Consider the following 25,331-nt stretch of genomic DNA (forward strand, 5'->3'; position numbering starts at 1 on the left):
CAGCTTACAAATTAGTAATCTCCAGGATTTCCTGTCCGACGAGTAGACACTGATTCTCCATTTGAGCGTAAATAAAACGCATCCGATAAGTCCCTCTGTAGATGTGGCCATAGACTTCCAGAACGTCGAACTTGCCTTTTCCGGCAGGATTTTTTATCGGTTTAAGCGCGGTAACATGCTCATCAATTTCGGTTCTGTCATCTAATCCAAAGTGAAAATCCAGTAGCTTTTTGGCTTGAATGGAGGCTTCTGTCGAACAATGATGCACAGGTTCGGCGGATGCAAATCCCGATGTAACAAGAAATAAGATCAGCGTGACATATTTAATCATTTTCCCTCCGGAAAAAAAGATTGGGCCGGGCATACAAGACTAGCAGCTGGAAACGCATTTTTATCATATTGCCGGCCTGAAGGCTGCGGCTGCAATGCGCTAACTTAATAACGCATAGTACTCTTTAAAAAGCTGGGCACGCTCAGCCAAGCCATTCGTTCCGCCATTAACTTTCTTGGTGACGGCTGTTATCACGGCATCCGTTGAGCCACCGTCGCAGACAGTCCATATGTTATTGGAATCAAAGAAAAAACCGGCAGAAGTCAGCGGATAGTGGGTGGCCACTAAGTCAGGACTGGCAACGGTATCTTCATTGACAGCTTTACCAAAATTAGCGTAATTCGACTTACCCGTTAATTGAATATAACCACGCCCCCTGAATGTGTAACCGTCGCCGCTTGCTTCATCGCCATTGCCCATTCTGTCGGCATAGACTCTAGCGCCAATTTTGGCTGGATTTCTCGCATAAGATTCGTTTAACGGCTCAGGAAAGTATTTGGGGAATGTTGCTTTCAAGCCATCGGCCGAATAATTCAAATTTTCATAAACCACCTTGAAGCCGTCACTCTCGTGAGCGCACTGCGCCAGGAAGTGGGCTAATCTTAACGCATTGGTTATAGCGGCTACAGAAGGTATCTGGGCAATAACTTCATCAGGAACATACCCTTTAAGGTTCTCTGGATTAAAGCCTGTTGACGGCACTGGAAACTCCTAAAGTGTCTGGTTAGGGTGGCTGCTTTATTAGATCTTAACTGATGTCACGCACGGATGATATTTCTCCCGTTTGCCGCGCCGAGCACCGGAGCTTTTATCGAGAATAGCCCGTTAGGGGCGCGGCAGGGATGCCGCGCGTCAGCAGAGGGGCAGGAGCCCCTTCTGCTGACCCTCGATAAAAGCGAGGAGCGCAGGAAGCAAGCGGTAACCGGGTCGCCTTTTCTTTGGTTACTTTCTTTTGGCGAAGCAAAAGAAAGTAACTCGCCTTCGGGTGCGACAACCCGATCCAATCAAGTGTCGCGCTAGCGACTCCTTAATGTTAAAGCGGTCGAAATTCGACTAGCTGCGTAACATCAGTTCTTAATCCCAATGCCTTTATGTAAAAGGTAAAGGCTAAATAAGGTCAGGGTAAGAATAAATCCGCCGGTAATGATAAAGGTCATCTGAATATCAACATCCGTCACACCTATCAAGCCATAACGAAAGGCATTGATCATGTACAAAATGGGATTTCCCTTCGAGATGATCTGCCAAAAATCGGGCAGCATGTTTACCGAATAGAAAACGCCGCCCAGATAGCTTAACGGAGTCAGCACAAAGTTGGGGATAATCGAAATATCGTCGAAACTCTCCGCGAGTATCGCATTGATAAAGCCCGCCAAGGAAAATACAGTGGCTGTCAGCGCGGCGATTGACAGGGTAATGGCGATATTGTTAACCGTAATATCGGTAAACAGTAAAGAGATTAAAGCCACAACAACGCCTACCAGTAAGCCGCGGATAATACCGCCGCTTACATAGCCGCCCAGAATGACCCAGTTGGGTATCGGGGCAACCAGCAACTCTTCAATATTGCGCTGGAATTTGGTCGAGTAAAACGAAGATACGACATTGGCGTAGGAATGACTGATAACCGACATTAAAATAATGCCGGGGACGATATAGTCCATGTAACTGGCGCCGCTGATAGTGCCGATGCGGTCGCCAATCAACTTGCCGAAAATCAGGAAATACAGTGCTGTGGTGATAGCCGGAGGCAGCAGGGTTTGCGGCCAGATCCTGATAAACCGGAGTATTTCCTTGGTAACGATGGTTCTAAAGGCAATAGAGTAATTCATGATTTATCACCTGTCGCTTTTGAGCCGGTGGGGTTCGAGTCAATCAAATCCATAAATAACTGTTCCAGCCGGTTAGTCTTGTTTTTCAAACTGGTGACTTCGATATTCTGTGCGCTTAATTGGCTGAATAGCGTGTTAAGGCTGTGCTCTTTGGGTACGGCAACATTAAGCGTCTTGTCAGTCACGCGCTCAATTTGACAGCCTTCAATCACCGGTGCCGCAGCAATGGGGCGAGCCAGATCCAGCACGAAATGTTCGATATGCAGCCTCGCCAGCAAACTTGCCATATCTGAATTTTCGACAATTTTTCCGTGATTAATGATGGCGATGTTTCGGCACAGACTTTCCGCCTCTTCCAGATAGTGCGTGGTTAAAATGATAGTCGTGCCTTGCTGATTCACTTCCTGCATCATTTGCCACATGGAACGGCGTATTTCTATATCGACGCCTGCGGTCGGCTCATCAAGAATCAATAACTTGGGCGCATGCACCAAGGCGCGGGCGATCATGACCCGGCGTTTCATGCCGCCCGACAAACGTCTGGAAACGGTATCGCGCTTGTCCCATAAATCCATTTGCTTAAGGCAGTATTCGGTGCGTTGCAGCGCAAGTTTGCGCGGCGTACCGTAATAACCGGCCTGATTGAGCAAAATACTCTTGACGGTGTCGAACTGATTAAAATTGACTTCCTGCGGAACCAGGCCGATACAGCTTTTGGCTTTTGCCCGCTCACGTCTTAAGTCATGCCCGAAGATACTGACTGAGCCGCTGGATTCATTGACCAGTGAACTGATAATGCCTATAGCCGTTGACTTGCCGGCGCCATTCGGCCCCAGCAAAGCAAAAAAATCACCGGCTTCAACATCGAGATCGATGCCTTTTAAGGCTTCAAAGCCATTATTATAGGTTTTTCTGAGATTACGCAGAGATAATGCATTCATGCTGAAACTAACACTTAACGGAAGCCTTTAAATAAGTTAAATTACGTAAGCTGAATTACGCGCTACATCCAGATAGTTGGATGACTAAAACCGTGTGATTTTATCAGATATTAACGCGCTTCATAGACAAAACTGGATAACTCGTGCTGAAGAAACCTCCCGAAACCGTTGCCGCTGTAGACTTGGGGTCTAACAGCTTTCACATGATTGTGTGCAGTTTAGCTAATGGTAATTTACAAACTCTCGATCGTCTTAAAGAAATGGTAAGGCTTGCGTCCGGTCTGGACAAAAAGAATTACCTCGATAGCAATACCCAGGAAAGGGCTTTAGAGTGCCTGGAACGGTTTGGTCAAAGAATCCGTAACTTTCCGCCGGAAAGCGTCCGCGTGGTCGGCACCAGCACCTTGCGCCAAGCTAAAAACTCCCAGCAGTTTTTGGACAAGGCCGAAAAAGCCTTAAATCATCCTATCCACATTATTTCCGGTATAGAAGAAGCCCGCTTGATCTATCAGGGAGTCGCGCACAGTCTGGGCAGCAACGCTAACTTGCGTCTGGTTATGGACATAGGCGGCGGCAGCACCGAATACATCATAGGCTCCGGCGACACCCCCCGAGTAAAAGAAAGCACGCCCATGGGTTGCGTGTTGGTAAGTAACGCCTTTTTTAAAGACGGCAAGCTATCCAAAGATGCCTTTACTCAGGCAACCTTGTTTGCCGCGCAGCAGCTTGAGCCGATCCAAAAACAATTTCAGCGCAAGAACTGGGACGAAGCCATCGGCGCATCGGGCAGTTTAAAGGCCATCGATAAAGTCCTTGAAGCCAAAAACTGGAGCAATAACGGCATAACAATGGAAGGTCTGGAACATCTGGTTGCCCATCTCACTCAGTGCAACCATGTCAACGAGCTTAATTTGCCCGAACTCGATCCTGAACGCCTCCCGGTATTTCCAGGCGGTGTCGCCATCGTCTACGCCACTTTCAAAAGCTTGGGCATCGAGCAAATGACCGTTTCCGATGGCGCGCTGAGGGAAGGGCTCATTCAGGATTTGCTGGGGCGACTCTATGATCATGATATTCGCTCGGCAACCGTGCAGGCCTTGGCCGATCGTTACCATATCGATAAAGAACACGCCGCTCGCGTTAAACAGACGATCGGCTATATCCTGGAGCAATTGGGCGAAGATTTTTGCGGGCCTAACCACGAAGACGTTGTGCAGTTTTTAAACTGGGCGGCAGACCTGCATGAGATCGGTCAGGACATCGCCCACAGTCAGTATCATAAACACAGCGCTTATATCATCGAGAATGGCGACTTTGCCGGTTTTTCCAGGCAGGATCAGATTTTATTATCAACCGTTGTAAAGTCTCATCGACGTAAATTTCCCCGCTCCCTTTTCAATGAATTACCCTCTCCCTGGAATATTGACGCGCCCACTCTAACCCTTATTTTGCGGCTGTCGGTATTGTTGCACCGCAATCGCCAAGAACATGACAAACCCGATTTCAAAATATCGCTAACAAAATCCAAAATCCGCCTGCAGTTTCCAGACGATTGGTTGGCTCAGGCGCCGCTGACCCATGCCGATTTAATTCAGGAAGCCGATTATTTAAAATCGGCAGGATTCAAATTGGAATTTTCTTAATAGTCGGCTCATGAAAATCTTATTACGCATTTTGTTATATTGTTTTAGTGCTCTAATAATTTTATGCGCGATGCTGGTTTTTTTCGGCGTTGGCGACAAACCCGAGCTTGCTGTGGGATGGTCGCCTACCCGTGACGACTTGGTCAGGGCAAAAAAAATCCTGCATGAAGGTTCTAAAACCAAACCTGATGAGATCGGCATCATTGAATTAACCGAAGCCGATCTCAATCTTGCCGGCAATTATTTGTTAAACCGCTATAGAAAAAGTGCCGCTGATTTGGATTTTAAAAACGATGAGCTGAGATTTAAAGTCACCATGGCGTTGCCCGAAAACAGCCTGGGCAAGTATTTAAACATCAGCTTTAGATTAGGCAACGTTACCGGCAATGATCTTCCCGTAATAACCAAATTCAAAGCCGGAAAACTGTTGTTACCGGCAAAATTGGCCACCTTTGTTATCGACGCCATTATTCAGCATTCATCATTGAATGAATATTTCATTCTGGCAACCCGGCCTCTCAAGGCGGTTAAAATTGACGCGGAAAAACTCACCATTACCTATTATCCGAACAAGGATACCTTGATTCAGGCGCGAAACTTCCTGACTCACACCGGCGACAATTCTGCGTTGAATATTTACCAGCAAAAACTGGCCGACATCGTTGCCAAACATAATCCTGAATGGCGTTTATCGCTGGCGGACTTGTTACGTCCACTGTTTGAACTGGCTTACCAGCGCTCTACACTGGAAACTGCCATAGAAGAGAACAGGGTGGTTATTTCCGCGATCAACGATTATGTCAATAAACAGGAGACCAAAAAACTCCTGTCTACGCCTGAATCTACGCCTGTAACCGGACAACAATACGCTGCTTTTTTATACAAACGCATCGATCTGGCCCAACATTTCATAGGTTCAGCGGCGCTTACCGCATCGGTAAACAAGCAAGCGGCCCAGATTGCCGGTGAAGAAAAAGAATTAAGCGATGCACACGGCGGTAGCGGCTTCAGTTTTATTGACTTGGCAGCCGACAAAGCCGGTACGCGCTTTGGTGAAATGGCAACCTCATCACCGGAAAATGCACGAAAAATGCAAAAAGCCATGTCCGGAATAAAAGATTACAGCGATTTTATGCCTGACCCCAGAGACCTTCCCGAGCACATGAATGAGGTCGACTTTAAACAGCGCTTTGAATCCGTAAACAGTCCCGTTTACCAGGAAATTTCAAAGCAGATTGATGCCCGTATTTCAGCAACACCTATTTACAACGCAGAATAAAAAAAGGGAGCTTAAAGCTCCCTCAATTTGTAAGTTACTCAGCAGCCAAAAATAGAACGCTGATGTCAAAAGTAGGCGCCTTTAGGCGACGCTGATAATTATGATTAAATAAGATTTTTATTCAACACCCTATCTTCATCATATTCATCAGCGTAGTTACCTTTAATTAAAAGTAGAACCGAGTGTGGCAGGTAATACAGGCATTTTCTGTTTAGGGAATTCGCCGGTCAAACCATTCAAAAAGGCCACAATATCCGCAACTTCTTCTTTGCTTAAATCTTTGCCCAATTGCAGTTTTGCCATCAAGGTTACCGCGCTATCCAGCGTTTTAACCGAACCGTTGTGGAAATAAGGCGCAGTCAAAGCGATGTTGCGTAAAGTCGGCACTTTAAATAAATGCTCATCAGCCGCATTTTTGCTGACTTCCGCTAAACCTTTATCCTTGCTGAAATGATGTTGTGCTTCCCAATAGCCGTTGGGAGTTACAGGAAACTTCTGGAACATGCCCGGACCGTTAAACGCCGGCCCGCTATGACAAGTGGTACAACCCAGTTCCGCAACTTTTTCCATGCCGCGAACCTGTTGTGCCGATAAAGCCGACTTATCGCCGGAAACATACTTGTCATAAGGACTGTTAGGCGTAATCAACGTTCTTTCGTAAGCCGCGATCGCTTTGGTGGCATTGTCTTTGGAAATCGAATCCTTACCGAAAGCTTCCTCGAAGGCTTTTTGATAACCCGCAATCGCCTGCAAACGAGTCACTACATCATCCCAGTTTTTCATGCCCATTTCAATGGGGTTGGTCACGGGGCCAGCGGCCTGTGCTTCCAGGCTTGCTGCTCTGCCGTCCCAGAACTGGACTTTATTAAACGCGGCATTCCAAACGGTCGGCGCACTACGTCCGCCTGTTTGACCGTTAACGCCCATAGAATTCGGCCTGTTATCTTCACCGCCCAGCATGGTGTTATGGCAGGAAGAGCAGGAAACCGTACCTGTAGAAGACAGGCGCGGGTCGTGATAGAGCATTTGCCCCAACTCAACCTTAGCAGGCGTTGTAGCATTATCGGCCGGTGCCGGTGCTTCTGTGGGCAAAGTTTCCCAAGCCGAAGCCACCGAAACCGAACTTGCCAACGCCAACGCTGTAACCAGCGAACGAATTTTAAACATACTATCCTCCAAAATATTTCTTAATATTATTAATGTGTGGGGAACCTACACGCCCAGTAACCTTACTGCACACCCGGTGGGATTGTAAGATATGAAGCGGACAAGGTACAACCAAATTTCCCTTACCGTCTTTAAACGGCTCAAAGTAGCGATCAGATTGACCGTATGATGATGAAAAAATTGATTTCGCGCGGCACTATCGCAACTATTCGGCAATGAAAAATAGAACGCGGAGGATACGGATTCGACTGATCAATGCGGATGAAATGGGGGTTATTCATTATACGGGTGTGGGGAACATTTCCATCCGGTTGGCTGCAATGGCGTCAATCGCGGTTCATCCCCACGGGTGTGGGGAACACCATGCACCAAATGGTATCAGTATCAGCATGACCGGTTCATCCCCACGGGTGTGGGGAACACTCGAGAAGGAGTGGAAAGCGAAGCACCATGAACGGTTCATCCCCACGGGTGTGGGGAACACGCTGCTGAAACAGTCGAGCATTTAAGAGATACCGGTTCATCCCCACGGGTGTGGGGAACACTGCTCACCCGATGACCTTTTGCTCGGCGCAGGCGGTTCATCCCCACGGGTGTGGGGAACACAAAAACGGCTACTCATTTCAAGTGGAGTATCGCGGTTCATCCCCACGGGTGTGGGGAACACACAATAGGTATCCGCACATGACCAGACATGTCCGGTTCATCCCCACGGGTGTGGGGAACACCTCGGCGCCTAGCAGGCTATGCGTTGCCGGGTCGGTTCATCCCCACGGGTGTGGGGAACACGCGTGTTCTCGGATTATTGATGAGTACAGGCGCGGTTCATCCCCACGGGTGTGGGGAACACTGGATTCACCGTTAAATAATGGATAGTGTTAACGGTTCATCCCCACGGGTGTGGGGAACACAACGAAGCCCGAACGATTGAACCACCACTGAACGGTTCATCCCCACGGGTGTGGGGAACACAGTTCCGGCATAGGGCGACGAAGGGCAAAAACCGGTTCATCCCCACGGGTGTGGGGAACACGATTTTTTTCACTGGCAGAACGGGAAGAATGTCGGTTCATCCCCACGGGTGTGGGGAACACTTATTGCGATGGTAGGGTAACTGCGGATAATCCGGTTCATCCCCACGGGTGTGGGGAACACATAAAGGAACGCCACGGGAACGATTGGAAGCGCGGTTCATCCCCACGGGTGTGGGGAACACACTGCGAAACTGAAGACGAATGTGATATGTGCCGGTTCATCCCCACGGGTGTGGGGAACACTGGACGAGTGGATTGCCTCGCAGCGGGTTTCCCGGTTCATCCCCACGGGTGTGGGGAACACCTATGGCCGTCGATGTTGCCAATGCCACGGAACGGTTCATCCCCACGGGTGTGGGGAACACATGGGAAGCGGTATTTGAAAGAAGATTTAGAACGGTTCATCCCCACGGGTGTGGGGAACACAGTGGTCTGAGCTTCCTGACGGCACGCTGATGCGGTTCATCCCCACGGGTGTGGGGAACACACATTCTCCATTAATTCGCCTTCAACAACCGGCGGTTCATCCCCACGGGTGTGGGGAACACCGTCGCTTTATCAAGATCAGGTTTTAGATCATCGGTTCATCCCCACGGGTGTGGGGAACACATAAAAACATGAGAAACAAAACCGGTGACGAGCGGTTCATCCCCACGGGTGTGGGGAACACTTCGTGGTTGGTTGTCGCCGTTTGGGCCGTGGCGGTTCATCCCCACGGGTGTGGGGAACACGTATTAAGACATTCGTATGAGTAGCCGACCGGCGGTTCATCCCCACGGGTGTGGGGAACACGCACTACACTCCAAACGAGCAACGCCTAAAACCGGTTCATCCCCACGGGTGTGGGGAACACTTTATTGCAGCGACTACAAGGAGCATTAGGGGCGGTTCATCCCCACGGGTGTGGGGAACACGGATTGGTTGCCAATGGGATTGTATTTTTTTGCGGTTCATCCCCACGGGTGTGGGGAACACCACGCCAAGGCGATCATAAAAGCTATCTCAATCGGTTCATCCCCACGGGTGTGGGGAACACATACCGGGCATCCTGGATCAATCTCAACAATGCGGTTCATCCCCACGGGTGTGGGGAACACCTCTGGCTAGGATTTGCGAAGTTGAAGGGGTGCGGTTCATCCCCACGGGTGTGGGGAACACTTTATCAAAAATACGCTGTGTAAATTCGTCAACGGTTCATCCCCACGGGTGTGGGGAACACGATAAAAAGATTGTCGAGCAGGCGCACAAGCGCGGTTCATCCCCACGGGTGTGGGGAACACCCTCTGGAACGGCGTAATAATTGCCATCCGCGCGGTTCATCCCCACGGGTGTGGGGAACACATCAGTCCAGTCTCAAAAAGAGGAACAAGGCGCGGTTCATCCCCACGGGTGTGGGGAACACCCGAGCACCATTGGCCCCAATGCCAACAGGTTCGGTTCATCCCCACGGGTGTGGGGAACACCCCAGGATCTGGCTTGTCGTCCGAGAACAGTTCGGTTCATCCCCACGGGTGTGGGGAACACGCATTTGTTATTGTGCTGATCACTGATATTGTCGGTTCATCCCCACGGGTGTGGGGAACACCGATCAACGGGGTTGCTTGGTTATTAATTGCGCGGTTCATCCCCACGGGTGTGGGGAACACAGTTTCAGACTGATCCATTGGACTGGGTTGTTCGGTTCATCCCCACGGGTGTGGGGAACACATCAGTCCAGTCTCAAAAAGAGGAACAAGGCGCGGTTCATCCCCACGGGTGTGGGGAACACGCCGTCCGATGACGAGTTTACGATGCCTAAGGCGGTTCATCCCCACGGGTGTGGGGAACACGCGAATTCGATTTATGGGATGGAAAAACACCACGGTTCATCCCCACGGGTGTGGGGAACACGACTGAGGCGAATTGTACTGGTTATATGTTGGCGGTTCATCCCCACGGGTGTGGGGAACACTCATCCCAGCCTCCTCGAATATTTTTATTAGCCGGTTCATCCCCACGGGTGTGGGGAACACACTAGCATCACACGTCCGGACGTGGCAACGGTCGGTTCATCCCCACGGGTGTGGGGAACACTTCATCAGCCTGCTGGCCGCTGCCGATGGTAGCGGTTCATCCCCACGGGTGTGGGGAACACACTGATCATAACATATTGTTAATCAACCGAAATAACCACTCCGATTTTTCCACCGAAAAAACAGCCGTTTTTTACCATTAAATTGTTAAAGAGCATCATTATCCTTTTGGTCTTCAAGCGGATAAAAAGAAACCAGTTTGAGTCCGTCAAACTCGACCGGCAGACGACGGTTTTTACCCAAAGTAACAAAATCAAAACCCGATTCGGTATTGGTGCTCCAGGTCATAATTGCATTGCCTTCTTCAATACCGTCTACAATTTGCGCCCAGATCATCTCCCTGACTTTAGCCGATAAATCGCCGACATAAACGCCCGCCCGAATCTCGATCAGCCAAACGGCTAATCGCCCTCTTAATCGGTGCGGGACGTTTTCAACTACGATGACCAACATCGCCGATACTCTCAGGATTAGGAATGGCCGGAGCGATATTCTCTTCAGCAGGTTGGGGCAGTTCAAGTTCACCGGCGGCCAGCACTTCTTCTATGGTGGGAATGATTTTTCTGAGAATTTTACTTTGCCGGAAAATATCGCGACACATCAAGCGCACTTCCCGTTCCGGGTTGTGATAATTTTTGGCGGCGATTTTAAACGCATGGGGAATAATGTCGTCAAATTTGAATAAATCGGCGATGTCGTAGACGAACGACAAGGGTTTGCCGGTATGAATAAAGCCGATGGCGGGCGCGTAACCTGCCGCCAGCACCGCCGCTTCGCTGATGCCGTACAAACAGGCCGTTGCCGAACTGATGCAACGGTTCGGCATATCGCCGTTATCCCAGTCGGTCTGGTCGTATCTGCGGCCTTTCCATTCCACACCGGCCTGTTTGGCTAACAGCTGGTAGATTTTTTTAACGCGAGCGCCTTCTATGCCGCGCAGTTGTTCGACGCTACGCCGTTCCGGCGGCTTTTCGCCGAAACGGATTTCATACATTTTGCGCACCACTTTTAACCGCGCCACATCGTCCAATGCCAGTTTGGCCTGATATAGCAAGCGATCCGAGCGCGCGCCGCCCGGCTGGCCGGACGCATAAAGCCGAACCCCGGCCTCGCCGACCCAAACCAGCAAGGTTCCGGCTCTGGCGGCCAAGCTGACGGCCTGATGGGAAACCCGCGTCCCCGGTTCGAGCATCAGGCAAGCGATACTGCCGACCGGGATATGAGTTCTGATGCCGGTTTCGTCGATGACGACGAAAGCGCCGTCTTTAACGTCGACTTGGCCTTTTTCGATAAAAGCCATGGAGACGCGTTCTTTCATGGTGATGGGTCTTAGGGGTGGCAGCATGATTTTAATCCAAGGGTTTGCTCGTTCCTAAGCTCCTGCTTGGGAACGAAGTCGGCGAAGCTCCAGCTTCGCGTAGATGGAAGCTAGAGCTTCCGGTACTGCATTCCCAAGCAGGAGCTTGGGAACGAGCGAAAATACGGCCAAAGCCAGCTTTGGACTCCAGAAAACGTGAATACAGGAATTCAAAGCTGGCTTTGAACTTATGATTCTAAATGCCGTACTTTGCGAGGCTTAAGAGCGCGAACAAGGGACTCACCTATCCTACTCAAACACGCAAAATACGCTGCATAAGCAGGGTTTGCATATCGCGCCGTCCATCGAGTATTGCATGGACTACAATTTTGTCGGCAAATGTTTCATAAATAATCCGATAAGGTTTTTCAATCACCTGCCGATACTGCCGAATCCCCAAAGACAACAACTCCTTGGGGATGCTGCCTCTATCGGGAAAGTCAGCTAAATTGTTTACCGCTGTTCCCAGGCTATCGATGATCTTACCCGCGACATGATCGCTAACTTCCACAAGGTAATAATCATTAATATCCAGCAAATCAGCCAGCGCCGGTTCCGATAGAACAACCTCCAGCGTCATGCCAGCCCGCGCCGCGCCCGCAATTGGCTAAAAGCATCCACACTGGTGACGGTTTTCCCTAAACTGACCGCTTGCTGGCTTTGCGCCAGCATTTTCAACAATGCCAAGGTTTCCTGCATGCGCTCATACTCGGCAACGGACTGAACCACCATAGTGGCTTCGCCGTTTTGAGTAATAATCATCGCTTGGCCGGAATCTTTTAATTCCAAAGCGACCTGCGCGGCATTAGCCTTGAGATAGCTAATGGGTTTAATGTTTTTTGATAGATTCATAGTGTTCTCGCGCGTTTTGCAAATACCTAAATATAAACTAAATTCAGTTTATTTTAAATCCTTGCTAAAGAAAGCAGGCCGCAGCCGAAGGCTTTGGCGGGGCCTATGCCTTTAATTACCTGGTCATTGAAAGCCTCGACATCGGTAACTGTCAGTACGCCATCAAACATCACCGTCTGGATTTTTCCGCTTCGGCCTTCTTTAGCTTTACGAAAATACAAAATCGGTTCCGATTGCATAATCAGCGTTTCCAGTTGGGCAAAAGCTTGCAGCTTGCGCTCCAGCCAAGCCTGTTGCTGCTCTTCGTGCAACAAAGGAACACGCACAGTTTTGTTAAAGGTTTTACCTTTTTTCTCGACGGTGCCTTTACTGCTGTCTTTGATGGTTTTTATGGGATTGGCGCGTAGCCTGAAGCGTAGGCGCTGATCGTTTTGAATATTCAAAATGTATTCGCGCTGGGCCAGTAATGCCGGGCTTTGTTCGCCGCTTTGCGGCTGTATGGCTGATTGCAATAATACCTGAGCGCCAATGCCTTTTTGCAGCTGTTCAACGCGAAACAGGAACTCCCGATCCGCATCTTCAAAGCCAGGAAACAACCGCCATAAGGCTTGATGGAGCTGATAGGGATTTTGAGCTTGATGCCAGGGAATATGGATTTTACTCAGGTACATGCTCACCTCCAGAACCCAAAATGTAAATCTTCCTGTTATTAAATTGCCGTACTTTAGTGGCAAATAAAGGTTGATCGCGCGTCATCATCGGTGTGCCACCATCCAATTCAATTTCACTGTAAAGCGTACCATGATAAGGCTCAACCTTAATTAATGCGGCTTGTGCGTTTTCTGCGTTTACGATGGCTTCATATAAACGGCTTTGTATCGGACAAGAACGCCGCCCTAAAAACGGCGTGTAAACCGGTTTTTGGATCGCCTGTTTAACCTGTTCCAAGCCGTAATCAGCATCTTTTACAAATGCCATTGCCAGTGTAAATTCAGCATCACAAAGATATTCGCGCCTTGAAACAATCGCTTCTGGCCTTGGTTTACCATCCACTTTTCTGGCATGTTGTACGGTATGAAAATCGGTGATTTTTTGCATTGACACAAATTTATCTTCTGTACTTTCCCGCTGGGAAATTTTGCGTTTATTAGTCCGAACTGTCAGTTGAAAACTCTTATCCAGTGCTTTTAACGCTTTTATATCCTCGCGCTCGATACCAAGACACGCACCTAACAAGCCGACTATCCCGCTACGTGTTGGAAAGATTAAGCTGGGCCGATAGTCCTCATAAGTGTGACCGCCCCAAGCCTGCATCGCTCCTTGTAGTTTAATGATCAGGTAATCTTGCATAGCTTATGCCTTGCCGTTATTTTGTAACCATTGTTCCAGCTCGACTAAGGTTTTCATGCGCTTATCTTGTAGGGTGCAGTCTTCTATACTGAAAAAACCAACCGCATCTTGCAAGTCGTAACCGTCATATATTCTTTGTTTATAGTCGCAAAATGCGCTAATTGACGGTTTACGGAAGCCTCCGTTTTTACCTCTGCTTACAGGTTCTTCAAAGGCATTGGCTAAGGAAATAGGCATGTCGCTCAGCGATACACAGGCAAAATCAGTAGGGTTAAACGCGGCAAAGCTGTTTTGTTTTGCAGATGGGATGGTGGTCGCCAGCAAGTGTAAAAAATGTTTGGCTATATCCAACGCACCAGCCCTATCAACGCCCAGGTTTCTTTGCAATAGCGACAGGTTAAGGCTTGCGTAACGGTAAAAGACGCCCGCACTAAATTCCTGGGTATCTAAATGTCCTGAACCCGTTTCGCCGGAGTCTTGGATTAAATCATCAACTGCCGTAAACCAATCAATATCGCCATCAACGGTATGCGTAGTAATGGAATGCGCCATCGCCATTGCACCGTCAACGCTGGTCATAAGTCCGCTGGTTGCCATACGCCCGAAAAGGGCTATGTCCACAGCGGAAGCCAGTGCATTCTTAACTGCTTCGGCTTTTTCCTTTAGCTGCTTTTCAATTTTTTTGCCGATAGCTTCATCAATTAACTCTTCCTTGCTTTTTTTCTTCTTTTTTTGTTTGTTGAACGACTCGTCAATCTTTTTCAACTCATCATCCGATAGACCTTCTTCTTTAACTGCTTTAATGACGCGGCAGATTTCACGTATCTCATTAACTACCCAAGGTGCAACGGCAATTTTTTTTGCTGTTTTTTTAGCTTCACTTTTTTCTGCCGAATCATCGCCTTCTTCGTCGACTGTATCTTCTTCCACTTCATTTGCAGTCGATTTAGCGGTTTTAACAAAACGGTCAATCGCTTCGGTAACAAAAGCCGATTCAAATTCATCGCCGAGTTCTTTAATAAATTTCTCGTTTAATTTTGTTAAGTCGCGGGTACGAATAGACGGCTCACCAAAATGCTGCTTCCAATAGTTGTTGGCATGTTCCTCCAATCGGGGCTTCCTCATTTCCCGCTTCAAACTCTGGCTGGAAATACGCACCCGCCGTGTGCCGCCAAAAACAGCGGTTTTTTGCATGCCCATATCATCACGGTTTAGGCATGAGGAGTTATGGGAAATCAGGATATGGTAATTGACGAAATTTTTATCAGACATGCTGTGTTCCTTGCGATTGTTGTAATAATTCATGTAAAAATTCAGGTGCTAAATCAGCCCCGTTAGGCCAAACAATAGTATCGAGCTCTGTATCCAATTTAACCTGACTGAACAAACTTAAGTCTTTAAGCGGTTCAAACATGCCTCCCCATAACTCTTTGCTTAAATCGACGACGCCTTCTGCATCATCGTTAAATTTGAGCCATATCTGGTAATCTTGAAGATGCTTGGCATCGGTAACGTGTAATATCATTGCGGCTACTCCAAAGGTGCTATTTCTTTTAAAGGTTCGCGTCGTTGGCAGCAACGCCAGTTTTCCAATAATTCTTCCTGGTGTAAGTCCAGCCATTCCAACACATGTTTTAATGCCCGTTTTGGGAATTTCCCTTCAACGACACCGCCATCAATAGTGACGATAATTTCATATTCACCGTATTTTGCATGGAAATGTGGTGGACTGTGATCAGACCAATACATGGTAATAATGATGCCCAAAAAGCGGCTGACGATAGGCATGATCAATCCTCTGGTGGTTCTTGGAGGTGTGGCGATGCGGAAATGTAAAAATCACGCATTAATTGATGCTTGTTCTTTTTACCCCAGTAAAATAAAAGATTGCCCAGATCGGACCAATCGGCATAAGCGATAGGCTTTATTTGTTGTACAACACGCCTTAACTGAATCAAGTCATCAGGGGATTCGCGGCGCACCACTAAAAATAGGCGTTTCTCGCTAATGCCATGCTCATGTAATGATCTACCTAATGGCTTTCCGTTAGCTCGCTGTTGAACCCAAGGCAAAAAATAAACCAGTTGGGCCGCTTGTTTTTCATCTTGCTTCAATTGAAATTTTGTCGCGCTGATCAATTGATAGAACGCAGCAATACCTGTCATGTCATCAGGACTGGTTGCACGACGTAACATGGCTTTCTGCCCGTTATCCAGTTGTTGATAGCGTTCAACTAGTTTTAAATAGTCATTTTGTGGTTTATTCATGTACTGCTCCCATTTTATTCAGCATGTTGTTTAACATGGCTCGACTTTCAATAATGGCCTGTAGCATTTTTGGTTCATGTTCATAAGGCATCATGATTTGTTCAAAAATGGTTCGCGCTAAATCAGCAAATTGTTTTTGATAAGACGCTATATCATCCCAGACCAATTTTCTTAAAATACTGTGCATTAAACTTTCTGAATTATCAAAATACGCTTGTCTGGCTTTGCCTTTTACTGCTTTTTTAAAACTCGATTCTTTAGCTTTGAGTGTGCCTTTATCAATTGCGATTAAGGCAAACTTATTCATTGCCGCATTCAACTTTTTATAAACCTCAAGTCCGATATTGATTAGATGAAGCATTTCAGCGCTTTTGTTTTCCCAGTCGGTAGAAAGGCTATAGGTTTCATGCCTACGCCCGGCTAGGCTTTCAGCACTCCCTCCCTTTACATAACCACCTATGGCAAGTTTAATATCACGGCCTCGCCAAGTGCTGTTGTCTTGATATTGCTGCACAACCAAAGCGCAACTAGTGCCTTCTTGCTGTGTATCAACCAACTTTACTTGCGATTGAGTATAAAAAAAACTCAACATTTGTCCCCACAAGGGCAAATCGTTACGCGCTGAAAGAAAGGGTTTTTCTTTAGCGTTACCTGTATGCAGCCGTAGCATGTCAATCGGTGTATGCGGATGTTGCCAAAAACCGGCAATACTGCACATTCCGGTATTTTTGAAAAATCCAGTGGCTAAGCCATCTTTAACTGCTAGCTTTATTTTTGCAGGTTGCCAAAATAAACCACGCAACAAGCCGATATGTAGCGCACCTTCTTGTTTGTTTGAATGCGGTGCAATAACCCATGTCGGCTTCTGTATTTCTGCATTTAATAATTCGGGCGCTTTCTCCATCAAAAACGCTTTACTCAATACATTTGTCCAGATGGTTTTTCTTAAATTCTCACTTAAAACCAAGGTTGTTAGCGGCATAGAACCTTTTAATCCCACCGAAAACGCTGCTCCGCCCAAACTAAAGCCATTAGTCGCTTGCTGAAATAAAGCAATGGCTGCATCGCCCAAATGAACAGCCTGAATTTCATTAGGTGTATTGAAAAATCCGTTAGATGATGCACTGGTGCTGGTTTTTTCAGGCAAACCCACAAACATCTTCTGTAATGACGCCCAATTTTTATTGCCTTTTTCGGGTGTCACGCTGGCGGTTTGCATGAACGGTGTTTCAGGATGCAACAAATCAAACCAGTCAATAAACGACTGTATGGCTTGCTCGTAATCTGTTTCGGACATCGGTTCAGACCAGCGTTTTTTCAGGGCTTTTGCATCTTCCGGCATCAACACCACTTGCACCAAGCAAACAAGTAATTGCAATGCGGCGAGATCCATATCGTCACGCAAAACTGCTATATGCCAGTCTTGCTCTTGCTTATCGCACAGCAGTTTTTTTAAGGAAATCCGCTGCGACTCACCGTTGAATGACACGGGTATCCACTTATCAATTAGTAAATTCATTTTTCTCCAGCCTAAAATTTAGGCACGTACACAAGGGCAGTCTTTATGCGCCTTACATTAAAATTGAAAAGAACGATGCAAAGTAAATCCCCACACCTCTGGGGATTTGTAAAGGACAGCTACCACAACCGTTTCTTACGCTTTCGTTATCGTCAACCCCACCTCTTTACAATAAATAAACGTCACTTTTTCCAGCTGACTAACCCATTGTTCTTTTTCAAAAACCATCGGCAAAAAACGTAGCCCTCTAGCATCTGCCTTAGGGAGCTGATCTTGCCAGCGTTGAGTGACTGAAATCGAATTTAAACTGATCGTTTCCCAGTACTGCCATTTTTCCAAGCTATCCAAATCAACATCATCTAAAGTAAAAAGCTTGCCTTGTTTTTTAACAACCAGAATAACAGTTATGCTCATTTCGCCATCACGCGTTAATGATCCGGCCTTATCACTTTCATCGCTTTTAATTTCTTCAACCTTTCGCTTAATTATCATATTTGCAATCATGCGTTGAACATCAACCACTTCATCTGAATATTTCTGATAGGCTTTTTCTATGACCTCAGGCTCATCGCCCCATGCTTCTTCACAATAAACCTTTTCTATCCAATCCCGATAGGCAGTGTATTTTTTCAAGTCTTCTTGATTCGATTTAAAGATAATCTCTTTGTTTTTCAGAAATTGTTCTGTCCGCCACAATGCCCTTAGGTTTTGGTAAACATAGAGCGTATCACCATAGACCGCTTCCGTCGTCGGCACAATCACCACGCAACGCGGCTGCTCAAATCTTTGCGGTCTGTTGTCGCGCTGATGCCGATGTAATCGCCCCAAACGTTGAAATAATAAATCGACCGGGCAAAGTTGGGTGAGCATCCAGTCAAAATCCAAATCAAGACTTTGTTCAACCACTTGCGTTGCGACCAAAATCCGGCCTCCTGATGCGCGGTCTTGTTCATGCTTGCCGTAATAGCCGGTAATGTCTTGTTCTATCTTCTGACGGTCAACAAATCGAAACCGTGAATGGAACAAATCAACCGGTATCGTCGTTAATCCGGCTAATTGTTGAACGATATTTTGGGCATCGGCAACCAGATTGCAGATCACGGCAACTTTCGCACCTTGCTCAGCGGCTTGAACAATTTTCTCCAATTGCTCTGGTGATAAAACAAGCTGTTCGGCTTGCCATGTTTCAACATTTACCATGCGCTCGGCAGTTTGTTCGGAGTCCGGCAATTCAAAAGGAAGAACCAGATTAGCCGAAGCATGAGTCACTAGCGGATATGCCGGATTTTTCTGTTCCGATTGAACGCCCCAGCTTTGTAATAATTTGGCTTTTTGATGATGTGGCAATGTCGCGGATAATAAAATGACACTGCCGGCAGCTTGTTTTTGACGTTTAAGAACCTCAGTCAATAGCCCATACATATAACTGTCATAGGCATGAACCTCGTCAATGATCAAAATGCTTTTTTGAATTCCAAAGCCGCGTACAAATTGATGCCGCACAGGCAACACTGACAATAAAACTTGGTCAATCGTACACACGCCAATCTGCCCTAAAAATGCCCGCTTTTTACTCGCCCCCAACCATTCGGAGCATTGCACCCCCGCTTCTTCTGCGCCTTGAGCAGTCAATCGGCTGTTTGCCAGGATATTTTTGAAATCATGATTCAAGTCTCTTTTGCCATGTGCCAAGACTACGTTTGCACCGCCTTCAAACAATTTATCGGCAACGTCTTTTAAACGCTTCAACATTGCGTTGGCTGTAGCTTGGGTGGGTAATGCAAAGATAATGCTGCTTCCTAAACTTGGATCAGACGTTAATAACTTTGAAGCGTACGCTAACGCAGCTTCGGTTTTGCCTGAACCAGTGGGGGCTTCAATAAGCGTTAAACCTTGTGCAAGCGGAAAAATATCGACAACCGTTTGTAGTCCTTGTGGCTCATATTGTGGGAATAACGCGGCCATACCGCCTTTTCCTTTCACTTTCGACAACACGCCGAACGCCTTAAGAGCTTTTTCAGCAAATGGTAAGCGTGAATTGAAATAGGCTTTTAAATCAGCTTGTTCTGATGTTTGATACGAGAAATAATCAGTTGATGAACCTATCCAATCACAGACGCTACAAAATCCTGCAAGCATGGATGGTAAAGTTTCCGGAATGTCACTCAACTCCAAGCCCACAGGCTCCAAGAAAATCTGTTTAAGGTTTTGTACCCACTCAATACGCGCCTGTTTGTCTTGTTGTTTAATGGCATCGCTAATAAATGCAGGTTCTACCAACGAACTATTTTCAGGAATACGCCCATGATGACCTGCCACTTGCTGCATCCAGTCCATTGCCTCATTTTCATTGAGACAATCAAAACCATAATCGGGCAATTCATTTTCAAACCAGCCATAGCCATTACTGCCGTGATCGTATTTGGTATCTACTGTGCTTTTAAGAGCCGCATAAATATCGGCCTGTAATTGTTGCATTGTGGTGGGTGATTTCATCTGAAACCTAATATCCAGCTTGCCTAAGTCATGCAGAGCTATAAAAAACATCAACCAGGCATAGGCTGAATTCTCATTCACTTGCATGGACTGTTTAAACTGCTGACGTAATGCCGAACTATGTTGCCACCACTGATCTGCCACTGCCGCCACATCCAAACAATGGTAAGGCAGTAAATGATAAGGCGCGTAGTTATCTTGTTTATATTGCCACTTTTCTTTTTCTGCGAACTTGTCCAGATCAGCCGTGTTTAATTCACTCTTGGATTTTTTCAATTGCTTGGCAAGCTGTTCCTTAAAATTAGCTAATATTTTTTCTTTATCATGCCCCGAACAATAAGCCGCTTTAAGTGGTTCATGCGCCTTTCCCCAAAATGTGTAATACAACTTTTCCGTCATGTTTCCGCCCTAACGCTTGCTTTGATTCCCATTATCCACGGTTACAACCTCATCCGGTGAGGTTGTGCTTTATTTTTTAATAATTTTTTTGCATGGTTTTCTATTTGCTCACCGATACAGTCAAGCAATAGTGGGACAATTTAACTTCCATTTCTGCGCCCTGTTTGAGGATGACCATCGTCAACTCGCGGCTGCCCGTTGATGCTATTCAATTCCTTGATTTAATCGTTTTCCGGTGATCGGTTTCACACGGCGATCTCCATTACCCTATCTTTCTCTGTAACGATAAAATTTTCCATATCGACGGCTAAACAGCCTTCCACAACTTCGTAAAAATTGCTCAGTAACTCATCAAAGGTGTCGCCTTGAGTAACACAACCCGGTATCGAAGGTACTTCAGCCCAATATCCACCTTCTTCAGCTTCATGAATTATGACTTTAAGTTTCATTGGTATTTCCTCGTTGTCTATAAAAAAATTCAGCTACGCTGGTTAGTGCAGATTACATCCCGACTCGTTAAAAACGGGATAAGTCTGCTCATGAATCTCTAAAATCAATTAAAAACCAAGTACTACATTATCAAACGACAACCTCATTCGGTGAGGTTGAACTTTATTTTTTATAAATTTTTTGCATAGCTTCTACTTGCTCCCTGACTCCATCAACCAAAAACTGCGGCGATTTAACCTCCACTTCAGCGCCGTGTTTGAGGATGTCCATGATCAATTCGCGGCTGTCGTTGAACGGGATGCTCAGCTGGTAATTCCCGTTGTCCAACCATTGTCCTTGCTGGTTGGGATGCCAGTTTTCATCGGCGACCCATTTAGCTCTGGTTTTGCTAAATTCCAATACGGCGATGTGTTCTGCATCGCCGCTGAAGATGCCGTAGGACGAGGTGAGGAATTGTTCCAGCTGTTTCGGGTCGGTCGACAGGGCAATTTGATCTAGTATTTTTGCTGCGCCGATGTTATCTACGGCAAACACCCGCAGTTGATCCCGATGATGGCAGTGGGCGGCTATATACCAGTTGTCGCGATAGTAGATGAGTTGTTGCGGCGAGATTGTTCGTTGGGTTTGGGCAGCATTTTCACCCCTGGCGGTATAGTGAATGTCGATTCGTTTGTCGTTGAACAAGGCGGCGGCTATTTTTTTGAACTGGGCATCGTCTTTTAAGCGCCGACCGATGGAGAGGATGTTTATTTTCTGTGAGATGTTGGCCGGGGAGTGCGGTTGTAACTTGAACAGCTGGTTGATTCTTTGTTGAAGTAGGGTGATTTGCTGGCTGAGTATGCCGGGGCTGATGTTTTGCAGGATTTGATGGCAGATCAGCAGGCCGTTCAGTTCTTCGGCGCTGAACCAGAGTCCGGGCAGTTGGTAGGGCTTGTCTGCATGTTGTTGGTCGTAGTAATAGCCGTTGAGTTTCCGGTCGTATTCCAGCGGCGCATCAAGATAAAGACGCATGTCTTCAATATAGCGTGCCGCTGTTGCCTTGGCGCATTCGAGTTCTTTCATGATGTCTGTTAACGGTATCGGGGTGCGGCGGTTGGTTAAGAGGTTGTGTAATCGATATATTCTGTCGAAACGGTCCATTTGATTTTTTCCTGTTTTGTTTAGCATGGTGATCGGCCGGGCTACTACCCTACGATTGAAATATTCAATAAAGCGTAGCTATTCAACGGTTTCCGGCTATGAATAATAGAACACGGATACCAAAAGCAGGCGCCTCTAGGCGACACTGATTGACGGGTTGAAACGGATTTTATCAGTGTTTATCAGTCAAATTCGTGTTATTACTAGCCCACGGTGGTTTGCACCGTTGGTTAATCTTCGGCTGGGTGTTTTTACACGGTAAGCCAGCGCAAACGCGAGGAGATGAGTAGCCATAAAGCGTCATATCGCTAAGTGAAAAGGCAGCGTTCTTTTGTCTTGTCCCTGTTTGACGCTCCCTTTTTACTATGAACGTTACGCTGCAACAGGAGATTAATAATGCGCAAAATAATGATCAACCAAGCCGCTGAACATGCCCCATCTTCCGATCTGAATTTTCTGGATCTGGAGCATCTGGCCCAAGTAGAGTTTACCTCGGAGTGTCCGGAGCACCCGGTTGAGTCCGCCTTGTTACTGACGGGGGATTCGGGCGCAGGATGGCAGGCGGCAAGCGCCGGTGAGCAAACGATCCGTCTTGTTTTCGATCAACCCCTCACCATAGAACACATTTTTCTGATGTTCGATGAGCAGCAACAGTCGCGCACCCAGGAATTTATCCTACTTTGGTTGATGGATAATGAGGATGCATACCGGGAAATTTTACGCCAGCAATACCACTTTTCTCCTCCGGGCACCACGCGCGAAATCGAGCATTATGAGGTCAGGCTTAATCAATTAAAGGTGTTGGAGTTAAGAATAATGCCAGACATCGGTGGCGGTGAGGCTTGCGCCGGACTTAAACAGTTGCGTCTCGCGTAAATGCCGCTTCTAATAGTCATGGCTGTCCAATTGCGTGCGATAGCTAAATAAATAATAAAAAAATAGCGTGAGCTTACGGGCTTAGAGCTAAACCAACCAAAGAGGAGAGGTAGTTATGATGTTTCCAACATCTGCATCAGTTGTTATCGCATTATTGATGGGTATTGTAGGGGGCGCATTCGTGATTTGGGAATTGCGACGCGTTCTTGGCTATGACCCCGGTAATGAAACCATGCAAGCCATTGCAAAGGCTATTCAAGAGGGATCGGCGGCTTTTTTGTCGCGTGAGTATCGTGTCATTGCGATTTTTGTCGTCATAGTCGCTACGGTTATTTCCACATTTTTACATTGGCAGACCGCGCTTTGTTTTGTGGTGGGGGCGATTGCGTCGGCAGGCGCGGGCTATTTGGGGATGTATGTGGCGGTTCGCGCCAACGTCCGAACTGCGGCAGCGGCCGGGCGCAATCTGCATGAAGGGTTGCGCGTTGCCTTTGGCAGCGGCTCGATTATGGGTATGGCGGTGGTCAGTTTTAGTCTGATCGGCATGACGGTACTGTTTTTGATGTTTAACGGCAACCCGAACCAGCTGACCTATATTACCGGCTTCGGGTTTGGCGCGAGCAGTATTGCGCTGTTTGCAAGGGTCGGCGGCGGCATTTATACCAAAGCCGCCGATGTGGGCGCTGACTTGGTGGGTAAGGTCGAACAAGGCATTCCTGAGGACGATCCGCGCAATCCCGCCGTCATTGCTGACAATGTGGGCGATAATGTGGGTGATGTCGCGGGCATGGGTGCCGACTTATTTGAAAGTTATAGCGGTTCTATCATTGCTGCTGCAACGTTGGGTGCGGCATTGGGTGCAAAGTCGCCGGCTTTTATCGGCTTGCCTTTTCTGGTTGCCGCCGTCGGTATAATTGCCAGCCTTTTCGGTATTTATATGGTGACCGGCGAAGAGCCAAAACAGTCGGAAAACGGCAATGATTCTATACTCGCCCGCATCGCCCGGTTTATCGGGCAATATGTGATAAAAATTGATGAAAATGCCAGTCTGGATGATTTGTTGAAAGCGTTGCGCCATTCCGTTTGGGGTGCTTCAGTGATCATTCTGGGGCTTTCTTTAATGGCTGTATTGATTTCGGGTGTCAGTTTCAATTATTGGCTGGTTATTCTGGTCGGTTTGGTGACGGGAAATGCTATCGCTTATGTGACTGAATATTACACGTCCTATACGGACAAACCCACGCAGGCCATTGCCCACGCGACGCAAACGGGTGCGGCAACAACCATTATCCAGGGTTTGGCCGTGGGTATGATGAGTACCGTATTTCCGGTATTGATTGTCGCGGCGGCTATCTTGCTGAGTATCTGGCTGGGTCATAAAGCCGACGGTACTATGGCCGCAGGTCTCTATGCGGTGGCTCTGGCGGGTGTGGGGATGTTAAGCACGCTGGGCGTTACGCTGGCGACTGATGCTTATGGCCCGGTCGCCGATAATGCGGGCGGCATTGCCGAGATGAGCCATTTGCCCAGTGAGGTGCGCCATCGCACCGACGCGCTGGATAGCTTGGGCAATACTACTGCCGCTACCGGCAAAGGTTTTGCGATCGGTTCGGCGGTATTGACCGCGCTGGCTTTATTGGCCGCTTATGTGACGGCGGCAAAAATCGATAATTTGAATATCCTGGGACCTACCATGCTGCCGGGCATCCTGATTGGCGCGATGATGCCTTATCTGTTTTCCGCACTGACCATGATGGCGGTGGGTAAAGCGGCACATGAGATTGTTGTCGAGGTGCGTCGTCAGTTTCACGAAATTCCGGGTTTGATGGAAGGCACGGGACAGCCTGATTACGCAACTTGCGTCGGTATCAGCACCGAAAGCGCGTTGCGTGAAATGATATTGCCCGGGGCATTGGCGGTTGTGGTGCCGCTGGTTGTGGGGCATGTCTTGGGTAAGGAAGCGCTTGCGGGCATGCTGGTTGGCACTATGTCTTCCGGCTTCCTGCTGGCGGTGATGATGGCTAATGCGGGCGGTGCCTGGGACAATGCGAAAAAGTGGATTGAAACGGGGCAATACGGCGGCAAGGGTTCCGACTCCCACAAGGCGGCGGTGGTCGGCGACACGGTAGGTGATCCGTTTAAAGACACCAGCGGTCCGTCTTTGAATATTTTGATCAAACTGATGACTATCGTCAGTCTTGTGTTTGCCAATTCATTCGGTTCGGGGTGGTTTAATTTTTAAAAGCGTATCTGTATTGGTATAAAGCCACGAAGGACTGCAAGGATGCATGAGGTGTAACAATGCCGGGGTAATTGTTGAGGACGG

General features: G+C 47.6%; 23 protein-coding genes and 1 CRISPR repeat array. Of the genes, 4 read left to right on the top strand and 19 right to left on the bottom strand.

Features of this window, described 5'->3' with window-relative positions; translation table 11 throughout:
- Positions 1-4: 4 nt before the first annotated feature.
- The 4 genes from METTU_RS03780 to METTU_RS03795 form a co-directional block, all read right to left on the bottom strand.
- A complete protein-coding gene (locus tag METTU_RS03780) occupies positions 5-331 on the bottom strand; it encodes a hypothetical protein (protein WP_006889971.1) in 327 nt (108 codons plus the stop codon).
- 99 nt (positions 332-430) lie between these two features.
- Positions 431-1,033, bottom strand: a complete 603-nt coding sequence (locus tag METTU_RS03785; protein WP_006889972.1) for a glycoside hydrolase family 19 protein — start codon at positions 1,031-1,033, stop codon at positions 431-433.
- Positions 1,034-1,398: 365 nt separating this feature from the next.
- Positions 1,399-2,163 (bottom strand): ABC transporter permease, encoded by a 765-nt coding sequence (locus tag METTU_RS03790; RefSeq protein WP_006889974.1) that lies wholly within the window; start codon positions 2,161-2,163, stop codon positions 1,399-1,401.
- Positions 2,160-3,104, bottom strand: coding sequence for an ABC transporter ATP-binding protein (locus METTU_RS03795; RefSeq protein WP_006889975.1), 945 nt, complete (start codon positions 3,102-3,104; stop codon positions 2,160-2,162). The genes METTU_RS03790 and METTU_RS03795 overlap by 4 nt, the downstream gene beginning before the upstream one ends.
- Positions 3,105-3,247: 143 nt before the next feature.
- Here METTU_RS03795 and ppx point away from each other — a divergent pair, with 143 nt between their 5' ends.
- Positions 3,248-4,747, top strand: a complete 1,500-nt coding sequence (gene ppx / locus METTU_RS03800) for an exopolyphosphatase (protein ID WP_006889976.1) — start codon at positions 3,248-3,250, stop codon at positions 4,745-4,747.
- A 70-nt stretch (positions 4,748-4,817) separates the two neighbouring features.
- Positions 4,818-6,026 carry a YfiM family lipoprotein gene (locus METTU_RS03805; protein ID WP_254257814.1) on the top strand — a complete coding sequence of 403 codons (1,209 nt, stop codon included), beginning with the start codon at positions 4,818-4,820 and terminating at the stop codon, positions 6,024-6,026.
- A gap of 162 nt (positions 6,027-6,188) precedes the next feature.
- Here the strand turns inward: METTU_RS03805 and METTU_RS03810 are convergent, their stop codons facing one another.
- From METTU_RS03810 to METTU_RS03880, 15 genes are all read right to left on the bottom strand, one after another.
- Complete coding sequence (locus tag METTU_RS03810; protein ID WP_006889978.1) at positions 6,189-7,193, bottom strand: cytochrome-c peroxidase; 1,005 nt, start codon at positions 7,191-7,193, stop codon at positions 6,189-6,191.
- Positions 7,194-7,526: 333 nt separating this feature from the next.
- Positions 7,527-10,361: direct repeats of the CRISPR family, unit length 29 nt; unit sequence CGGTTCATCCCCACGGGTGTGGGGAACAC.
- An 85-nt stretch (positions 10,362-10,446) separates the two neighbouring features.
- Positions 10,447-10,752: a type I-E CRISPR-associated endoribonuclease Cas2e gene (cas2e, locus tag METTU_RS03815; RefSeq protein WP_006889979.1), complete on the bottom strand. Its 306-nt coding sequence runs from the start codon at positions 10,750-10,752 to the stop codon at positions 10,447-10,449.
- Positions 10,733-11,644 (bottom strand): type I-E CRISPR-associated endonuclease Cas1e, encoded by a 912-nt coding sequence (cas1e, locus tag METTU_RS03820; protein WP_006889980.1) that lies wholly within the window; start codon positions 11,642-11,644, stop codon positions 10,733-10,735. Before cas1e ends, cas2e begins: the two co-directional genes overlap by 20 nt.
- 265 nt (positions 11,645-11,909) lie before the next feature.
- Complete coding sequence (locus tag METTU_RS03825; RefSeq protein ID WP_006889981.1) at positions 11,910-12,236, bottom strand: type II toxin-antitoxin system RelE/ParE family toxin; 327 nt, start codon at positions 12,234-12,236, stop codon at positions 11,910-11,912.
- Positions 12,233-12,508: a type II toxin-antitoxin system Phd/YefM family antitoxin gene (locus tag METTU_RS03830; RefSeq protein WP_006889982.1), complete on the bottom strand. Its 276-nt coding sequence runs from the start codon at positions 12,506-12,508 to the stop codon at positions 12,233-12,235. The genes METTU_RS03825 and METTU_RS03830 overlap by 4 nt, the downstream gene beginning before the upstream one ends.
- Before the next feature lie 53 nt (positions 12,509-12,561).
- Positions 12,562-13,179 (bottom strand): type I-E CRISPR-associated protein Cas6/Cse3/CasE, encoded by a 618-nt coding sequence (gene cas6e / locus METTU_RS03835; RefSeq protein WP_006889983.1) that lies wholly within the window; start codon positions 13,177-13,179, stop codon positions 12,562-12,564.
- Entirely contained in the window at positions 13,166-13,858 is a 693-nt protein-coding gene (cas5e, locus tag METTU_RS03840; protein ID WP_006889984.1) for a type I-E CRISPR-associated protein Cas5/CasD, read from the bottom strand. Before cas5e ends, cas6e begins: the two co-directional genes overlap by 14 nt.
- Positions 13,859-13,861: 3 nt before the next feature.
- On the bottom strand, positions 13,862-15,130 hold the full coding sequence (gene cas7e, locus METTU_RS03845; protein WP_006889985.1) for a type I-E CRISPR-associated protein Cas7/Cse4/CasC: 1,269 nt from the start codon (positions 15,128-15,130) through the stop codon (positions 13,862-13,864).
- Positions 15,123-15,383 (bottom strand): DUF2442 domain-containing protein, encoded by a 261-nt coding sequence (locus tag METTU_RS03850; protein WP_006889986.1) that lies wholly within the window; start codon positions 15,381-15,383, stop codon positions 15,123-15,125. The genes cas7e and METTU_RS03850 overlap by 8 nt, the downstream gene beginning before the upstream one ends.
- Before the next feature lie 5 nt (positions 15,384-15,388).
- A complete protein-coding gene (locus METTU_RS03855) occupies positions 15,389-15,646 on the bottom strand; it encodes a DUF4160 domain-containing protein (protein ID WP_006889987.1) in 258 nt (85 codons plus the stop codon).
- Positions 15,647-15,648: 2 nt separating this feature from the next.
- The gene (gene casB / locus METTU_RS03860; RefSeq protein WP_006889988.1) at positions 15,649-16,125 is read right to left on the bottom strand and encodes a type I-E CRISPR-associated protein Cse2/CasB; all 477 of its coding nucleotides are present in this window, start codon (positions 16,123-16,125) and stop codon (positions 15,649-15,651) included.
- The gene (gene casA, locus METTU_RS03865) at positions 16,118-17,644 is read right to left on the bottom strand and encodes a type I-E CRISPR-associated protein Cse1/CasA (protein ID WP_006889989.1); all 1,527 of its coding nucleotides are present in this window, start codon (positions 17,642-17,644) and stop codon (positions 16,118-16,120) included. The genes casB and casA overlap by 8 nt, the downstream gene beginning before the upstream one ends.
- Positions 17,645-17,779: 135 nt before the next feature.
- The gene (gene cas3, locus METTU_RS03870; RefSeq protein WP_006889990.1) at positions 17,780-20,539 is read right to left on the bottom strand and encodes a CRISPR-associated helicase/endonuclease Cas3; all 2,760 of its coding nucleotides are present in this window, start codon (positions 20,537-20,539) and stop codon (positions 17,780-17,782) included.
- A gap of 245 nt (positions 20,540-20,784) precedes the next feature.
- Positions 20,785-20,988, bottom strand: a complete 204-nt coding sequence (locus METTU_RS03875; RefSeq protein ID WP_006889991.1) for a type II toxin-antitoxin system HicB family antitoxin — start codon at positions 20,986-20,988, stop codon at positions 20,785-20,787.
- Positions 20,989-21,151: 163 nt separating this feature from the next.
- A complete protein-coding gene (locus METTU_RS03880) occupies positions 21,152-22,051 on the bottom strand; it encodes a helix-turn-helix transcriptional regulator (RefSeq protein WP_254257815.1) in 900 nt (299 codons plus the stop codon).
- Between the two features lie 474 nt (positions 22,052-22,525).
- Between METTU_RS03880 and METTU_RS03885 the strand changes: the two genes are divergently transcribed.
- Together METTU_RS03885 and METTU_RS03890 are read left to right on the top strand one after the other, a co-directional pair.
- A complete protein-coding gene (locus METTU_RS03885) occupies positions 22,526-23,005 on the top strand; it encodes a hypothetical protein (protein WP_006889993.1) in 480 nt (159 codons plus the stop codon).
- A gap of 115 nt (positions 23,006-23,120) precedes the next feature.
- Positions 23,121-25,247 carry a sodium-translocating pyrophosphatase gene (locus tag METTU_RS03890; RefSeq protein ID WP_006889994.1) on the top strand — a complete coding sequence of 709 codons (2,127 nt, stop codon included), beginning with the start codon at positions 23,121-23,123 and terminating at the stop codon, positions 25,245-25,247.
- The last annotated feature ends 84 nt before the right edge of the window (positions 25,248-25,331 follow it).

Origin of the sequence: Methylobacter tundripaludum SV96, from assembly GCF_000190755.2 — a bacterium.
Lineage (GTDB): Bacteria > Pseudomonadota > Gammaproteobacteria > Methylococcales > Methylomonadaceae > Methylobacter_A > Methylobacter_A tundripaludum.

What these genes read in the sequence shown, in the direction of transcription:
- METTU_RS03780 (WP_006889971.1), bottom strand. Translation starts at nt 331, where the DNA reads ATGATTAAATATGTCACGCTGATCTTATTTCTTGTTACATCGGGATTT.
- METTU_RS03790 (WP_006889974.1), bottom strand. Translation starts at nt 2,163, where the DNA reads ATGAATTACTCTATTGCCTTTAGAACCATCGTTACCAAGGAAATACTC.
- METTU_RS03795 (WP_006889975.1), bottom strand. Translation starts at nt 3,104, where the DNA reads ATGAATGCATTATCTCTGCGTAATCTCAGAAAAACCTATAATAATGGC.
- METTU_RS03805 (WP_254257814.1), top strand. Translation starts at nt 4,818, where the DNA reads ATGCTGGTTTTTTTCGGCGTTGGCGACAAACCCGAGCTTGCTGTGGGA.
- METTU_RS03810 (WP_006889978.1), bottom strand. Translation starts at nt 7,193, where the DNA reads ATGTTTAAAATTCGTTCGCTGGTTACAGCGTTGGCGTTGGCAAGTTCG.
- cas2e (WP_006889979.1), bottom strand. Translation starts at nt 10,752, where the DNA reads ATGTTGGTCATCGTAGTTGAAAACGTCCCGCACCGATTAAGAGGGCGA.
- cas1e (WP_006889980.1), bottom strand. Translation starts at nt 11,644, where the DNA reads ATGCTGCCACCCCTAAGACCCATCACCATGAAAGAACGCGTCTCCATG.
- METTU_RS03825 (WP_006889981.1), bottom strand. Translation starts at nt 12,236, where the DNA reads ATGACGCTGGAGGTTGTTCTATCGGAACCGGCGCTGGCTGATTTGCTG.
- METTU_RS03830 (WP_006889982.1), bottom strand. Translation starts at nt 12,508, where the DNA reads ATGAATCTATCAAAAAACATTAAACCCATTAGCTATCTCAAGGCTAAT.
- cas6e (WP_006889983.1), bottom strand. Translation starts at nt 13,179, where the DNA reads ATGTACCTGAGTAAAATCCATATTCCCTGGCATCAAGCTCAAAATCCC.
- cas5e (WP_006889984.1), bottom strand. Translation starts at nt 13,858, where the DNA reads ATGCAAGATTACCTGATCATTAAACTACAAGGAGCGATGCAGGCTTGG.
- cas7e (WP_006889985.1), bottom strand. Translation starts at nt 15,130, where the DNA reads ATGTCTGATAAAAATTTCGTCAATTACCATATCCTGATTTCCCATAAC.
- METTU_RS03850 (WP_006889986.1), bottom strand. Translation starts at nt 15,383, where the DNA reads ATGATATTACACGTTACCGATGCCAAGCATCTTCAAGATTACCAGATA.
- METTU_RS03855 (WP_006889987.1), bottom strand. Translation starts at nt 15,646, where the DNA reads ATGCCTATCGTCAGCCGCTTTTTGGGCATCATTATTACCATGTATTGG.
- casB (WP_006889988.1), bottom strand. Translation starts at nt 16,125, where the DNA reads ATGAATAAACCACAAAATGACTATTTAAAACTAGTTGAACGCTATCAA.
- casA (WP_006889989.1), bottom strand. Translation starts at nt 17,644, where the DNA reads ATGAATTTACTAATTGATAAGTGGATACCCGTGTCATTCAACGGTGAG.
- cas3 (WP_006889990.1), bottom strand. Translation starts at nt 20,539, where the DNA reads ATGACGGAAAAGTTGTATTACACATTTTGGGGAAAGGCGCATGAACCA.
- METTU_RS03875 (WP_006889991.1), bottom strand. Translation starts at nt 20,988, where the DNA reads ATGAAACTTAAAGTCATAATTCATGAAGCTGAAGAAGGTGGATATTGG.
- METTU_RS03880 (WP_254257815.1), bottom strand. Translation starts at nt 22,051, where the DNA reads ATGAAAGAACTCGAATGCGCCAAGGCAACAGCGGCACGCTATATTGAA.
- METTU_RS03885 (WP_006889993.1), top strand. Translation starts at nt 22,526, where the DNA reads ATGCGCAAAATAATGATCAACCAAGCCGCTGAACATGCCCCATCTTCC.
- METTU_RS03890 (WP_006889994.1), top strand. Translation starts at nt 23,121, where the DNA reads ATGATGTTTCCAACATCTGCATCAGTTGTTATCGCATTATTGATGGGT.